The 14,177-nt window shown below is 68.6% G+C and carries 13 protein-coding genes and 2 tRNA genes; 12 read left to right on the top strand and 3 right to left on the bottom strand.

Features of this window, described 5'->3' with window-relative positions:
- Nucleotides 1–2 precede the first annotated feature (2 nt).
- The 9 genes from IPK85_18970 (at nucleotide 3) to gmd (ending at nucleotide 8,295) form a co-directional block, all read left to right on the top strand.
- Nucleotides 3–572 (top strand): SIS domain-containing protein, encoded by a 570-nt coding sequence (locus IPK85_18970; protein ID MBK8249455.1) that lies wholly within the window; start codon nucleotides 3–5, stop codon nucleotides 570–572.
- Nucleotides 569–1,324, top strand: coding sequence for an SDR family oxidoreductase (locus IPK85_18965; GenBank protein ID MBK8249454.1), 756 nt, complete (start codon nucleotides 569–571; stop codon nucleotides 1,322–1,324). The genes IPK85_18970 and IPK85_18965 overlap by 4 nt, the downstream gene beginning before the upstream one ends.
- Nucleotides 1,324–2,289: an asparaginase gene (locus tag IPK85_18960; GenBank protein ID MBK8249453.1), complete on the top strand. Its 966-nt coding sequence runs from the start codon at nucleotides 1,324–1,326 to the stop codon at nucleotides 2,287–2,289. Before IPK85_18965 ends, IPK85_18960 begins: the two co-directional genes overlap by 1 nt.
- Nucleotides 2,282–3,577 carry a CCA tRNA nucleotidyltransferase gene (locus IPK85_18955; protein ID MBK8249452.1) on the top strand — a complete coding sequence of 432 codons (1,296 nt, stop codon included), beginning with the start codon at nucleotides 2,282–2,284 and terminating at the stop codon, nucleotides 3,575–3,577. The genes IPK85_18960 and IPK85_18955 overlap by 8 nt, the downstream gene beginning before the upstream one ends.
- Entirely contained in the window at nucleotides 3,577–4,119 is a 543-nt protein-coding gene (locus IPK85_18950) for a hypothetical protein (protein ID MBK8249451.1), read from the top strand. Before IPK85_18955 ends, IPK85_18950 begins: the two co-directional genes overlap by 1 nt.
- Nucleotides 4,120–4,193: 74 nt before the next feature.
- Nucleotides 4,194–5,480: a replication-associated recombination protein A gene (locus IPK85_18945; protein MBK8249450.1), complete on the top strand. Its 1,287-nt coding sequence runs from the start codon at nucleotides 4,194–4,196 to the stop codon at nucleotides 5,478–5,480.
- A 13-nt stretch (nucleotides 5,481–5,493) separates the two neighbouring features.
- Nucleotides 5,494–5,946 carry an LEA type 2 family protein gene (locus IPK85_18940; GenBank protein MBK8249449.1) on the top strand — a complete coding sequence of 151 codons (453 nt, stop codon included), beginning with the start codon at nucleotides 5,494–5,496 and terminating at the stop codon, nucleotides 5,944–5,946.
- 99 nt (nucleotides 5,947–6,045) lie between these two features.
- Entirely contained in the window at nucleotides 6,046–7,302 is a 1,257-nt protein-coding gene (gene hflX, locus IPK85_18935; GenBank protein MBK8249448.1) for a GTPase HflX, read from the top strand.
- A gap of 9 nt (nucleotides 7,303–7,311) precedes the next feature.
- Nucleotides 7,312–8,295, top strand: a complete 984-nt coding sequence (gmd, locus tag IPK85_18930; GenBank protein ID MBK8249447.1) for a GDP-mannose 4,6-dehydratase — start codon at nucleotides 7,312–7,314, stop codon at nucleotides 8,293–8,295.
- Nucleotides 8,296–8,349: 54 nt separating this feature from the next.
- Here the strand turns inward: gmd and IPK85_18925 are convergent.
- Nucleotides 8,350–8,423 (bottom strand) — tRNA-Val (locus IPK85_18925).
- A gap of 116 nt (nucleotides 8,424–8,539) precedes the next feature.
- Between IPK85_18925 and IPK85_18920 the strand changes: the two genes are divergently transcribed.
- Together IPK85_18920 and IPK85_18915 are read left to right on the top strand one after the other, a co-directional pair.
- On the top strand, nucleotides 8,540–9,868 hold the full coding sequence (locus IPK85_18920; protein ID MBK8249446.1) for an OFA family MFS transporter: 1,329 nt from the start codon (nucleotides 8,540–8,542) through the stop codon (nucleotides 9,866–9,868).
- 303 nt (nucleotides 9,869–10,171) lie between these two features.
- Complete coding sequence (locus tag IPK85_18915) at nucleotides 10,172–11,953, top strand: hypothetical protein (GenBank protein ID MBK8249445.1); 1,782 nt, start codon at nucleotides 10,172–10,174, stop codon at nucleotides 11,951–11,953.
- A 39-nt stretch (nucleotides 11,954–11,992) separates the two neighbouring features.
- Here IPK85_18915 and IPK85_18910 read toward each other — a convergent pair.
- Nucleotides 11,993–12,066 (bottom strand) — tRNA-Ile (locus IPK85_18910).
- A 15-nt stretch (nucleotides 12,067–12,081) separates the two neighbouring features.
- Entirely contained in the window at nucleotides 12,082–13,092 is a 1,011-nt protein-coding gene (locus IPK85_18905; protein ID MBK8249444.1) for a bifunctional hydroxymethylpyrimidine kinase/phosphomethylpyrimidine kinase, read from the bottom strand.
- An 87-nt stretch (nucleotides 13,093–13,179) separates the two neighbouring features.
- Here IPK85_18905 and IPK85_18900 point away from each other — a divergent pair, with 87 nt between their 5' ends.
- Complete coding sequence (locus tag IPK85_18900) at nucleotides 13,180–14,172, top strand: asparaginase (protein ID MBK8249443.1); 993 nt, start codon at nucleotides 13,180–13,182, stop codon at nucleotides 14,170–14,172.
- Nucleotides 14,173–14,177 lie beyond the last annotated feature (5 nt).

Below are 14,177 nucleotides of genomic sequence, written 5' to 3'. Positions count from 1 at the left end.
CCATGGACGCCGAGACCCTCGTGCGGACGCGTCTGGGCGATTTGTCTGCGGTGGCGAGCGCCTCGACTGGCTGCCTGGACGATGTCCTGGCTGCGGCCGGGTTGATGCGCACGGCGCTGCGGTCGGGCGGCAAGCTCCTGTTCTGTGGCAACGGCGGTTCCGCGGCCGATGCACAGCACCTCGCGACCGAGTACGTGGTGCGATACATGAAGAACCGGCGTCCCCTGGCCGCGTTGGCGCTCACGACTGACACCTCGCTGCTTACGGCGGCCGGGAACGACCTCGGGTTCGACGAGATCTTCGCGCGACAGGTCGAGGCGTTAGGTCGCCCGGGTGACGTCGTGGTGGTGCATTCCACGAGCGGCAACTCGCCGAATGTGTTGCGGGCCGCGACCGTGGCGCGGGCGGCGGGGCTGCCCGTGATCGCGTGGACCGCGCAGGACGGCGGGCAGCTGCGTGCGCTGGCGACGGTGTGCGTGCGGATCCCCACGGCGCGCACCGACCGGGCGCAGGAACTCCACCTGCACCTGCAGCATGTTATTTGTGAACTCCTCGAGGGGGACCTGACGTGATCGACTTGACGGGACGACGGGCGCTGGTGACCGGGGGCTCGCGCGGGATCGGCGGCGCGGTGTCGCGCCTCCTGGCGGCGTGTGGGGCGGATGTGGCCGTCCACTATCGGAGCCGCGCGGCGGACGCCGAGGCGATGGTGGCGACGGTGCGCGCCGCGGGACGTCGCGCGATGTCGGTCGCGGCGGAGTTGTCGGACGGTGCCGCGGTCGCTGGGGCGGTGGACGCGGTGGCCACGGCGTGGGGCGGGATCGACATTTTCGTGGGCAATGCGGGGATCTGGCCGGTGGAGGAGGTGCCGATCAGCGCCATGGCCGATGCGCGGTGGTCGCAGACGATGCGGGAGAACGTCGACGGGATGTTTTTTTCCACGCGTGCGGCGTTGCGGCATATGGGCGATGGCGGTCGCGTCGTGCTCGTCAGCAGCACGGCGGGCCAGCGTGGCGAGGCGATGCACGCGGACTACGGCGCCAGCAAGGGCGCGATGATTGCGTTCGTGAAGTCGCTGGCCGTCGAGGTGGCGTCTCGCGGGATCACGGTCAACAGCGTGGCACCGGGGTGGGTGGACACCGAGATGTGCGAGGCGCCGTTTGCCGGCGAGGGGCGCGCGCGCATCGCCGCGGCCATTCCGGTCGGGCGGATCGCCACGGCGGAGGACATTGCGTTTCCGATCGTGTGCCTCTGTGCCGCGCAGGCGCGTCACGTCACGGGCGAGATTGTCAACGTGAATGGCGGGAGTGTGCTGTGCGGGTAGTGGCCCTGGTCTTTACCGGGGGGACCATCTCCATGCGCTTTGACGCCGGGGCGGGCGGCGCGGTGCCAGCGTTAGGCGCCGAGGAGATCCTGGCCGCGGCCGGTGGGATCCGCGAGGTGGCCGACCTGCGCATCGAGGAGTTTGGCCGGTTTCCCGGCCCCCACATGTCGATGGCCCGCGAGTGGTCCCTGCGCAATCGCCTGGCGGCGCTGGTCTCGGATCCGGCGATCGATGGCGTGGTGGTGACCCACGGTACCGACACGATCGAGGAATCGGCGTACCTCGCGACGCGCTCCATCGACACCGAGAAGCCCATCGTCTTCACCGGGGCCATGCGCAATGCGTCGGAGTTGAGCTGGGATGGACCCGCCAACCTCAGCGATGCGGTGCGGGTCGCGGCGTCGACCGACGCCCGGGGGTATGGCGCGCTCGTGGTCCTGAACGGGCGTGTGTTCTCTGCGCTGGACGTGACCAAGGCGCACACCCACCTGCTCGACGCCTTCGAGAGTCCGGGTCTTGGCCCCGTCGGGGTGGTGGACGACGGCGATGTCGTATTCCGTCGCATGCTGCCGCCGTCCTCCCCGGTGCTGGCCCCCGCGCAGCTGGCGGATCCGGTCGACATCATCCTCGCGTACTCCGGGGCAGACGGACGCCTCGTCGATGCGGCGCGAGGGACCGCGCGTGGCCTCGTCGTGGCGGCGCTGGGACGCGGTAACGTGCCGCCGGCCATGTCTGAGGCCATCGGGCGATGTGTGGGGGATGGGCTGCCTGTCGTGGTGGCCTCCCGCGCGCCGCGGGGGCGCGTGGGCCAAACCTATGGATATGAGGGCGGTGGCCGACACCTTGCGCGCCTGGGGGCGATCTTCACCGGGGCGCGCCGGCCACAGCAGGCGAGAATCGACCTGATGCTGGCGCTCGGCGCCGGGCTGTCGGGGGACGCACTGCGCGCGGTCTTTGATGGCTGAGCCGCGCCTGGATCCTCCGCCGGCGGTTACCGAGATCGCCGCACGATTGGAGCAAGCGGGGTTCGAGACCTGGTGTGTCGGCGGGGCGGTACGCGATGCTTTGCTGGGCCTGCGGCACCTGGATTGGGACCTCGCGACGGCGGCCACCCCCCCACAGGTCCGCCGCCTTTTTCGGCGGACGGTCCCGGTCGGCGAAGCGTTCGGCACGATCGGTGTGCTGGACGCGCACGGGCAGATGCACGAGGTCACGACCTTTCGGCACGACGTGAAGACGGATGGGCGGCACGCCGAAGTGGAGTTTGGGGCGTCGCTGGACGAGGACCTGGCGCGACGCGACTTCACGATCAACGCCATGGCCTGGTCGCCCTCGCGCGGCCAGCTGCACGATCCCTTTGGGGGGCGTGCGGACCTGACGAAGCGGGTGGTCCGGGCGGTGGGGGATGCACCGACCCGCATGGCCGAGGACCGACTGCGCGCGCTCCGGGCGATCCGTTTCGCCGCCCGGTTCGGCTTTGCCATTGAGCCCGCGACCTGGGCGGCCATTGCCGCCAGCGCGCCCGCACTGCAGCGTTTGTCTCGTGAGCGCATCCAGCAGGAATTGGTCAAGACGCTTGAGCAGGTCCGCTGCCCGGGCGATGCGCTGCAGCTGTGGGACGCCAGCGGCGCGTTGGCGGAGCTGCTGCCGCCACTCGCGGGGCGTGCGGCATGGCAGTACCGCGCGGCCGACCGTCGCGCACTTCCGGATGATGCGTCGCTGGACGGCGTGTCGCGACGGCGGATGCTTGTCCGCCTGGGCGCCGTGCTGGCCGGGCTTGCTCCAGACGTCGTGCGGTCCTTGCTGACCGGGCTCCGGTTCGCGGGCCGTGACGTCCAACGGACGGCGCGGCTCGTCGAGGTCGCTGGCGTGATCGCGGCGGCACTGGAACAGCCCGGGACGCTGCGCGACGCCACGTACCGCCGGTGGGCGGCCGCCGCCCAACGACCGGACCTGGCCGACGCGATGCGCGTCGCGATCAGCGTCGTGCAGGCCCGCGGGGCGGCGCCAGACGGTATACGACGGCTGTGGGGCCGCGACTATCGACGGGCGATTCGTGTGGCCTACCGCGATCCCGTGGCGGTGGCTGACCTTGCCGTCGATGGTGAGGACCTGGTACGGGCCGGTGTAGGCGCCGGGCCGGCGGTGGGCGCCATGCTGCGTCGCCTGCTCGATCATGTGTTGGAGCATCCGGAGGCCAACCAGGTGGAGGCCTTGCTCGGGCTCGCCCGGGCGTGGCAGCATTCCCGCTGATGTTTATTCGTGAACGTCCCGTCGAGGCGGCACCGTGGCACCACACGCGCCAGACGGGCGACGGCTTCGTGTTCGGGGTGCGTGGCGGCATCCACGAGGCACGGCTGGTGCCTAACGCGGACCGCGCCGTCGAACTGTTTCTCGCGATTACCGAGCACTTTGGCCCGTTCGGCCAGGTGGTGGTGGACGACTGGCGGCGCGACCGCACCTGGCGCGGGGATGACCTGTCGACGTCCGACGTGCGTGAGGCGGTGGCGCGGGCGCGGCACGTGCTCACGGCGCACGCCGGCACGGAGCTTACCTTCGTGGCGGATGGGGAACAGGCCACGCTGACCGCCAACCTGGGGGTGCGCGTGTTCGCCCCGACGGACCGCTGGCTGTTCCTGCTTCAGGGCAAGGGCCTGCGGCGTGTCCATCGACTGCGGCGTCGCAGCTGGGCACTGGGACGTGGGGAGTTTCGTCCTGTGGCGGCAACAGAGGAGATGGTCTCCCTCCTGGTGGCGCGTCTTCAGCTGGCCCCGGACAGGAGCGAGCAGACGTGAGAGGGTCGAGTCGTGGCCGCGCGGAGGGACAGACCCTGTTCGCTCCACTGGATGCGGAGCCGCTGGCGGCCCGCATGCGTCCTGCCAGCCTGGATGAATTCGTCGGTCAGGGGCACCTTCTGGCGCCGGGCAAGCCGCTGCGCGAGGCGATTGAGAAGGGGACGCCGGGGTCCATGATTTTGTGGGGGCCGCCAGGCACCGGCAAGACGACCCTGGCCCTGCTGCTGGCGCGGTATACCGATCGCGAGTTCGTGCCCTTTTCTGCGGTGACCGAGGGGGTCCCGCGGGTGCGGGAGATCGTAGCCGAAGCGCGCCAGCGTCTCGACCTCGGCCGCCGCACGATCCTGTTTGTCGATGAGATCCATCGCTTCAATCGCGGACAGCAGGACGCGTTCCTGCCCGCCGTGGAGCGCGGGATCGTGACCCTGATTGGGGCGACCACCGAGAACCCGTCGTTCGAGCTGAATGGGGCGTTGTTGTCCCGCACGCGCGTGTTTGTCCTTCAGTCGTTAGGCGCCGAGGCATTGGCGGTGCTGTTGCGGCGTGCCCTGGTGGACCCGACGCGCGGCCTCGGGGCGACCGGCGTGTTGGCCGAGGACGAGGCGATCCTGTGGCTGGCGACGGAGGCCGACGGCGATGCGCGGCGGGCGCTGACCGCGCTCGAGGCGGCCGCGGCGCACGTCGGGGCCGGGGGGCGCCTGACGGTGGATGTCGCAAAGGAAGCGCTGCAGCTGCGCGTCCAGCGGTATGACAAGTCGGGCGAGGAGCACTACAACCTCATTTCCGCCTATCACAAGGCCTTGCGTGGCAGTGATCCGCAGGGGGCACTGTACTGGCTGGCGCGCATGATCGAGGGGGGTGAGGACCCCATGTACGTCGCGCGGCGGACGGTGCGATTTGCGGCGGAGGACGTGGGCCTGGCGGACCCCCAAGCCCTAACGATCGCCCTGGCGGCGCGCGCGACATACGAGGCCCTCGGGTCTCCCGAAGGCGAGTTGGCGATTGCCGAGGCGGCCGTGTATCTCGCGACGGCGCCCAAGTCCAACCGGGTCTACGCGGCCTGGAAGGCGGCGCTGGACCTCGCGCGCGCGCACCCGGCTGAACCGGTACCGTTGCACATCCGCAACGCGCCGACGGCGCTCATGAAGGAACTCGGGTACGGCGATGGGTACCAGTACGCGCACGCGGCGCCGGAGGGATATGTCCCGCAGGACTATCTTCCCGATCGGCTGCGCGACCAGGTGTTATACGAACCCGGGCCCTTCGGTTTCGAGCGTGACATCGCGAAGCGATTGCAGTGGTGGGCCGACCTCAAGCGACGCGCGGACGACGCGGCGCGTACACCGACGACGGAGAGTTGACACGATGCGGGTCATGCGAACACTGACGGGAATGGGCCTACTGCTGGCCGCGACCGGATGCGCTGCGCTGCGCGGGGGCTTCAAGGAGCCGGTCGTCACCTTCAAGGAGGGCCGGGTGACCGGGCTCGGCGTCACCGGGGGGTCACTGGAAGTGGTGCTGGACATCTACAACCCCAACGGGTTCCGGCTGGATGGCTCGCAAGTCTCGTATACCATCTTCGTGGATTCGTTGAAGTTCGGCGATGGCGTGTATTCGTCGCGTTTTCAGGTGGAGAAGGGACAGACCAGCGAGATTCGCCTCCCGTTGAACTTCAGTTACGCCGGCGTAGGTGCGGCCGGTCGACGACTCATGCAGACGGGCAGTGTGGAGTATCGGGTGGCCGGCGACATCACGGTGGGCACGCCGATCGGGAGTTTCACGCGACCGTATGACCAGAAGGGCCGTTACTCCACCCTGTCGCGCTAGGCGCGCGGTCGTCACCGTTATCTTGCAAACGCCACTGATCGCACTGAGGCTGCCATTTCCCGCGAACTGATTTCCCTTGCGCCCCCGGTCGAGCGCGCCATTCTCGTTGGCGCGCCGCTCAAGCGGAGCGCGGCCAAGCTGCATGTCGAGGAGCATTTGGCCGAGCTGGCGCAGTTGGCGGACACGGCGGGTGCCCAGATAGTGGGCACCCTGACACAACAACTCGACCGGCCGAATCCGTCAACCTACCTTGGGAAGGGCAAGCTCGAGGAATTGGCGACGCTCGCGACGGACCTCGGGGCCTCGCTGCTGATCTTCGATGACGAGCTGTCTCCCTCGCAGGCGAAGAACGTGGAGGAGGCGGTCGGGAAGCGGGTGATGGATCGCGCGGAGCTGATCCTCGACATCTTCGCTACCCGGGCGCGGAGCAATGAGGCACGGATGCAGGTGGAGCTTGCCCAGCTCGAGTACCTCCTCCCGCGCCTCACGCGGATGTGGACGCACCTTGAAAAGACGCGCGGCGGGATCGGCCTGCGGGGGCCGGGAGAGACGCAGCTCGAGACCGATCGCCGGCTGATTGGCCACCGCATCCGCGTGCTCAAGGAACGACTCGCGGATGTGCAGCGTTCGCGCGCGATCCAGCGCCAGTCACGGCGCACGCTCTTTGGGGCCGCACTTGTCGGGTACACCAATGCCGGCAAGTCGTCGCTGCTGCGCGCGCTGTCGCATGCCCCCGAGGTGTTTGTCGAGGACCGGCTGTTTGCCACGCTCGACCCGCTGACCCGCGAAGTGGCGATCTCGGACCAGCAGAAGATGGTGGTCACCGATACGGTGGGATTTATTCGCAAGCTACCGCACCACCTGGTGGCGTCGTTTCGTGCCACCCTGGAAGAGGTCCTCGAGGCCGATGTGTTGCTGCACGTGATTGACGCGTCCCACCCGTTCTGGGAGGAGCAGCGCGAGGTGGTGGAGGAGGTGCTCGTGGACCTCGGCGCGCAGGACCGGGACGTGGTCTACGTCTTCAACAAGGTCGACCTGCTGAGCCCGGAGGAGCGAGAGGGGCTTGCGGCGCGTTGCCGCAACCTGTTTCCGTCGCACGTGCTGGTTTCTGCGGTGGGTGGTGACGCCGGTGTGTTGGCGTTGCGCGACCTGCTGCTGGAGCGCGCGCGACGGCATACCCCTTTGGTGGAGCTGCGCCTCGACCATGGCAACGGCCGACTGCTCGCCGAGCTGCACCAGCACGGCGAGGTGGCCGGCGTTCGGCATGCGGAGGACGCCACGTACGTGACGGCGCGACTCGATGCCGCTGCGCTGGCGCGCGCGACCCGTTTGGGCGGGGTCGTCGTTCACGCTTAGTTTTCGCGCATGAAGATCGCGCTCATCACGGGAATCACGGGGCAGGACGGGTCCTACCTCGCCGAGTTGCTCCTGGCCAAGGGGTATCACGTGCACGGCCTCGTGCGCCGGGCCTCGACGTTCAATCGGGGGCGCATCGACCACCTCGCCCTCGACCCCGCGCTCGCCGAACGATTTACGCTGCACTACGGCGACATGGCGGACGGCAGCTCGCTTCGGCGCGTGGTGGAGCTGGTGAAGCCGGACGAGGTGTACAACCTTGCCGCGCAGTCCCACGTGCGCGTGTCGTTCGACCAGCCGGAGTATACCGCCGACATCGTCGCCACCGGGACCCTGCGCCTGCTGGAGGCGGTGCGCGAGCACATCGACCGGACCGGCCGCGCGGTGCGCATCTACCAGGCGGGCTCGTCGGAGATGTTCGGTGCCGAGGCGCCACCGCAGTCGGAATCCACGCCGTTCCACCCGCGCAGTCCGTACGCAGTAAGCAAGGTGGCGGCGCATTGGCACGCCGTGAACCATCGTGAGGCCTACGGCATGTTCGTGGCTAACGGCATCCTGTTTAACCACGAGTCGCCGCGACGCGGTGAGTCGTTTGTCACGCGCAAGATCTCACTGGCCGTTGCGCGTATCGCGGCGGGCCGCCAATCGGCATTGGCGCTTGGCAACCTGGATGCACGTCGCGATTGGGGCTTCGCTGGTGACTACGTCGAGGCCATGTGGCGCATGCTGCAGCATCACACCCCTGGCGACTACGTGGTCGCGACCGGGGAGTCACACTCCGTGCGCGAGTTCGTCGAGGCGGCCTTCGGGCATGCGGGACTCGAGTGGGAGCGCTTCGTGAAGCTCGATCCGAAGTACTTGCGGCCGTCCGAGGTGGATCACCTGTTGGGCGACCCGTCCCGGGTGAAGCGGGAGCTTGGCTGGACCCCCACGGTGACGTTCCAGGAACTCGTTCGCCGCATGGTGGACGCCGACCGTGCGGCAGAGCACTGACCCGCCGAAATGACAATGCCCGCCACGGGGGCGGGCATTGCTCTGAACCGAGGATGGTCGCGCAGGGACTCGAACCCCGGACCTCTGGTATGTGAGACCAGCGCTCTAACCAGCTGAGCTACGCGACCGAAACGGAGCGGAACGTTAACGGGTCGTGGGAGGGGGTGGTAGTCCGCCCGCAGGCATTGACGCGCCCGGTTCCGGGGGAGAGGTTCGCGCCGCCTCTCGTCTCGCTGAACCGGTGCTGAACCTCCTCGATCGCCATCGCACGATTGCCCCCCGGGGCTACAACCGGTGGCTGGTGCCGCCGGCGGCGTTGGCGATTCATCTCTCCATCGGTCAGGCGTACGCGTTCAGCGTGTTCAACCTGCCGCTCGGCACCCTGATCGGGGGGGATCGACCGGCCGCTGGCGACTGGAAACTCTCGACGATCGGGTGGGTGTTCTCGGTGGCCATCGTCTTTCTGGGGCTGTCGGCGTTCGCCTTCGGCCGATGGCTCGAGGACGCGGGCCCACGAAAGGCCATGTTCGCCTCGGCGGTCTGCTTTGCCGCGGGGTTCTTCGTGTCCGCCCTCGCGGTCCATTGGCACAACATCTGGCTCCTGATCCTTGGCTACGGGGTCATCGGCGGGATTGGGTTGGGCCTGGGCTACATCTCGCCGGTGTCCACCCTGATCAAGTGGTTTCCCGACCGGCCGGGGATGGCGACCGGCCTGGCCATCATGGGGTTTGGCGGAGGAGCGATGATCGGTTCGCCGCTCGCCGTGGCCCTCATGCGCGCGCTGGATACCGGGACCGGCCATGGGGTCGCCCGGGCGATGATGGCCATGGGCGTCTTGTACTTCGGCTTCATGATGTTCGGCGTGGTGACCGTGCGCCTGCCGGCGGAGGGGGAAGGTGGTGGTAACCGCGCGCCCCGCGCCGCGGCGGCTCCGGACATGCATGTACGACAGGCGACGCGCACCCCGAGCTTCTGGCTGCTCTGGTGGGTGCTGTGCCTCAACGTGACCGCCGGGATTGGCGTGCTGGGTCAGGCCTCGCCGATGATCCAGGAGATGTTCCCGGGCCGCATTGGCGCTGAAGCCGCGGCCGGATTCGTCGGGCTCCTGAGCCTCGCGAACATGCTCGGCCGGTTCGCCTGGAGTTCGCTATCGGACCGGGTGGGCCGCCCGGCGGTCTACGCGACCTACTTCGCACTGGGCGCGGCGCTGTATGCTGTCATTCCGCCCACGGGTACCTCGGGAAACATTGTGGGTTTTGTCGGCGCCTACGTCCTGATCATGAGCATGTACGGCGGCGGTTTTGCCACGATTCCCGCCTACCTGCGCGATCGGTTCGGGGTACGACACGTCGGCGCGATCCACGGTCGTCTCCTGACGGCCTGGTCGTTGGCTGGGGTTCTCGGTCCGGTGTTGGTGAACTACCTGCGGGAGTACCAGGTGGATCGTGGGACCGCGCGGGCCGACGCCTACTCGTTCACCATGTACCTGATGGCGATCCTGCTCGTCGTTGGTCTGGGCTGCAATGCGGCCGTCGCGCGTCGGCCGCTGGAACGCGTGGAGGCACCGTGGTGAGCCGTCGCGATGGGTGGCGGCTCGCCCTGTCCTGGCTCGTGGTGGGGATTCCGGCCGCGTGGGGTATTTGGCAGGTCGTCCAGCGTTCGCTTGCCCTCTTTCGGCCGGCGAGCCCCGGGTGAAACGTGTGCGCCGGCGCACACACCGTGTGCGAGGCAACATCCCGGCGTCACGCCGGCTCACGCCTAGATTTCGCGGATTCGACCGATGGGATTGTTGGTGAGCCAAACGATCATGCGTTTGTGGGGCTGGGGCTTGGTGTCCTCGTGTGTCGCTGGGTGTGATCACCCGGCGACGGCGAGCGTGACCGTGCTCGCGGCACCACCAGTGCTCTCGCTCAGCGCGTCAGACAGTGTCCTGCAGGCGGCTCCCAGCCTGCCCGCCGTTGTGCAGATCAGCATCCGGTACGACTCCGCTGGGACGGTGATGGATAGCGCGACGTTCGCGGTGGATGACACCACACGGGCCACGCTGGCGTGGGACCCCGTGGGGCGCCAGTTGGAGCTCGCCCAGGCGCGATCGAACGGCGTGGTCACTGTGCAGGCCACGCGCGGGCAGGCACAGGGCAGTGTGTCCGTGCGCGTCGCCGGGCCGCCCCCTCCGGATACCACCGAGCAACCGCCGGCGGGGATCAAAGCTCCGGTGTTGCCCCAACGGGAGCCGTCCTGGCCTGCAGACCTCACGACGCGACCGTGCACCGTCCGGCCGACGTCCGCGAGCGCGCTGCAGGCGGCGTTGAACGAAGGTGGCGCTCGGGTGATCTGCCTGCCGATGGGGACCGTGCTCCATGGCAACTGGCACGTGAATGCGCGGCGTACTGGGGACACCAGCTGGGGTGTCCTTCGCGCCGACACGACGATGACCCGTGGAGTGCGGTTGCGCGGTGGTGAGCGATTGCCGCGCCTGGTGGCCGCGCTGGTGAACCAGAGCGTCGTTCAGTTTCATCGTGGGGCGAGTCGGTGGGTCGTCCAGGGAATCGAGTTCACGACGGACAGCGCCCTGGCCCAGGGGCCGATGTCGCATGTCTTTGTTGGGGAGTTCATTGGCGAGCGCGCCGTGGCCGAGTTGCCGCGCGACGTGCACTTCTCCCATGTCCATTTCAAGGGGTGGCTTCACCAGAACGTGCGGCGCGGGGCCGTGCTGAATGGGGTGGGTCACGTGGTGCGCGATTCGTGGTGCACCGAGATCCACGAGCGCAATGCAGATAGCCAATGCCTGATCAGCTGGAACGGCCCGGGGCCGTTCCTGTTCGAGAACAACCTGCTCGAAGCCGCGAGTGAGAACATCATGTTTGGCGGTGCCGATCCTGCGATCCCGGGACTGGTACCGTGCGACATCACGGTGCGTGGGAACCTGATCCGCAAGTCCGTGGCATGGCGCAACATCGGGACCCCCACCAAGAGCGGCAGCTACCTGGTCAAGCTTCTCTACGAGAGCAAGAACGCGTGCCGCGTGTTGATCGAGGGGAATCGGCTGGATGGGTCGTGGCTTGATGGGCAGACCGGATATGCGATCGGCCTCAAGTCCGTCAACCAGGAGGGGCGTTGCACCTGGTGCCGCGTCACCGACGTCACCATCCGCGGCAACACGATCGTGAATGTCGGGGCCGGCTTCGGCCTGGCAGGGGCCCCCGAACGCTTTCCCGTGGACACACCGCTCTCGCGCATCCTGGTGACGGGGAACTGGATCGACAGCCTCAACATGGCCCCGTACAACGGAGATGCGCGTGCAATCCTCCTGTTGGCCAAGGCGCGCGATATCCAGTTCGTCCGCAACACCTGGGCGCGCGGCAACTATTCGCGCGAGGCGATCATCATGGGACTCGACGGCGGGAACTGGCCGGCCGTCAGCGGCTTCCGCTTTGACGAGAACATCCTGCCGATTGGCACGTACGGGGTGGGCGCGTCGGCGGCGGGGGAAGGCGAGCGCGCCTTGCGGGCGGCGGTGCAGGGCACCTGGACCTTTGCACGGAACACGTTCATCGGGGCTCCGCGCGCCAACTATCCGCAGACGACGCGATGGGTCTCGTCGTTGGCCGAGGCCCTGACGACGGGAGCCGGAGTGTCTCGCCCCCCAGTCCCCTGAGCGCGACGGCCGCCGGCCTGGTTCTTTGTACACCGCGAATGGGCCCTGCAGGGTTCGAACCTGCGACCGTCGGATTATGAGTCCGCTGCTCTAACCGGCTGAGCTAAGGGCCCGTGTCACCAAAGCTATCACCCCGGCGGGCGCGGGTCGACGCGTGCCTGGTGGGCGGCGGCCTCGATCTCCTCGGGCGACACCGTGGCGGCCCCGAGCTTCCCCACCTCGACCCCGGCCGCGAGGTTCGCCACGATCGCCGCCTCCAGTGCGGTGGCCCCCGCGGCCAACGAGGTCGCGAGGTACGCCGTCACGGTGTCTCCCGCTCCTACGACATCATAGACCTCACGGGCCGCCGACTGGATCTGGTGCACCTCCCCGTCGGCGCCAACCAGGGCCATCCCGCGCTCGCCCAACGTCAACAACAGGTGGCCCGCGCCGAGCCGGTGCAGGGTCGCGGGCAGGGTCCCGGCGTCGTCGAGATGGACCGCGGCGCCTAACGCGGATTCCAGCTCACGACGGTTGGGCTTGAAGATCGTCGCGCCGCGGTAGGCAAAGAAATTCCGGAACTTGGGATCGACGACGACCGGCACGCCGCGCGCCTGCGCCCGCTCCATCGCGTGGGTGATGACCCCGGCCGTCAGGACTCCCTTGTTGTAGTCCTCGAGGACCACGGCATCACAGTCGGCAATCGCCGCATCGATGGCGCCGCAGATGCGCTCGCGATCCGCCGGCCCGAGGTCCGCGTCGTCTTCCTCGTCGAAGCGCACGACCTGCTGCGAGCGCGCGACCAGGCGCGTTTTGGTCGTCGTCGGGCGCTCCACGCGCAGGACGCCGCGGCCGTCTCCGCCGTGTGCAGCCCACATCTCCGCGAAACGTGCGCCCGATGGGTCGTCGCCGACGACGGCCACGAGGGCGCCGATGGCCCCCGAGGCGACCACGTTCTGTCCGACGTTCGCCGCGCCACCCAGGGCGTACTTGCGCTCCCGGACCCGCACGACCGGGACCGGGGCCTCCGGGGAGATGCGCTCGACGTCACCGCGCAGGTACACATCCAGCATGGCGTCGCCGATGACGGCGATCCGTCGGCCGCGCATCGCGGCGAGGAGGGTGCGCAGGCGCGCGGTGCTCAGGTGGTTTGAAGACATGGCCGGGAAGCTACGAGCCCTCCGGTAACAGGGTCAACGCGACCAGATCGCCGGATTCGGAGCGGTGCCGGTTATCTTGCCCGTCGCATGGATACGTACCAGCTCGATGTCGTGGTGACCCGTGGCCCGATGACCGAATCCCGGCACCGCGTGCACGCTGCGGTGTGGCAGGCCAGCGCCGGGTTGGTGGGCACGGCTCGTGACCCGTTCCTGCAGTGCCCGTGGCGGTCCTGCGCCAAGCCATTCCAAGTGATGCCGTTCCTCGAAACCGGCGGTTTTGACGAACTGGTATGGGGGGATGACGAGCTGGCATTGGCCTGCGCCTCGCATGGGGGCGAGCCGGAGCATGTGGAGGTGGCCTCCCGGATGTTGCAGGCGATCGGGCTTGAGGAGGGGGACCTGGCCTGCGGACCGCATGAGCCGCTGTCCCGCCGCGGGGCGCGCCTGGTCCGCGAAAGCGGCCTCCCGCCGACGCGCCTGCACAACAACTGCTCGGGAAAACACGCTGCCATGTTGGCGCGTGCCCACCTGTCCGGCTGGCCGACCCATGCGTACGAGCGCGAAGGCCATCCGGTGCAGGCCGCTGTCCTGGAATCTGTTGCGGCTTGGACCGGGGTCCCGTCCGACAAGATCACGCGAGGGGTGGACGGGTGCGGCGTGGTGGTGTTCGGCTTGCCTCTCGCCCACATGGCGCGGGCGTGGGCCATGTTCGGCGCCGCCGCCTCGCGAGGGGACGAACACCCGTCGCGCATCGCGCGCGCCATCCGCACGCGTCCCCTGCTGTTTGCCGGCACCGACCGTTTTGACTCGATCGTGGTCGAGGAGACGGGTGGGAATGTCATCCCCAAGATTGGGGCAGAAGGCGTGCACTCCGTGGCGATTCTTGATCGGGGCGTCGGCTTTGCCGTGAAGGCCGAGGACGGCGCCTCGCGCGCGCAGCATGTGGGCGTCCTGCGTCTGCTGCAGTTGCTTGGCGTGCTTCCCGAGACACTGCCCGCGCGCCTCGCCGACTACCTGCGACCACGCGTGAAGAACACGCGAGGCGAGGTGGTGGGGGAGGTGCGGCCCATCGATGCCTGAAGTTT

Source organism: Gemmatimonadota bacterium (assembly GCA_016712265.1).
In the GTDB taxonomy this organism is placed as follows: domain Bacteria; phylum Gemmatimonadota; class Gemmatimonadetes; order Gemmatimonadales; family Gemmatimonadaceae; genus RBC101.
This window is presented reverse-complemented; position numbering and strand designations above follow the sequence as displayed.

Bases quoted from the DNA above. Each gene is read 5' to 3' on its own strand.
- IPK85_18970 (MBK8249455.1), top strand. From the start codon at position 3: ATGGACGCCGAGACCCTCGTGCGGACGCGTCTGGGCGATTTGTCTGCG.
- IPK85_18955 (MBK8249452.1), top strand. From the start codon at position 2,282: ATGGCTGAGCCGCGCCTGGATCCTCCGCCGGCGGTTACCGAGATCGCC.
- IPK85_18950 (MBK8249451.1), top strand. From the start codon at position 3,577: ATGTTTATTCGTGAACGTCCCGTCGAGGCGGCACCGTGGCACCACACG.
- IPK85_18945 (MBK8249450.1), top strand. From the start codon at position 4,194: ATGCGTCCTGCCAGCCTGGATGAATTCGTCGGTCAGGGGCACCTTCTG.
- IPK85_18940 (MBK8249449.1), top strand. From the start codon at position 5,494: ATGCGAACACTGACGGGAATGGGCCTACTGCTGGCCGCGACCGGATGC.
- gmd (MBK8249447.1), top strand. From the start codon at position 7,312: ATGAAGATCGCGCTCATCACGGGAATCACGGGGCAGGACGGGTCCTAC.
- IPK85_18905 (MBK8249444.1), bottom strand. From the start codon at position 13,092: ATGTCTTCAAACCACCTGAGCACCGCGCGCCTGCGCACCCTCCTCGCC.
- IPK85_18900 (MBK8249443.1), top strand. From the start codon at position 13,180: ATGGATACGTACCAGCTCGATGTCGTGGTGACCCGTGGCCCGATGACC.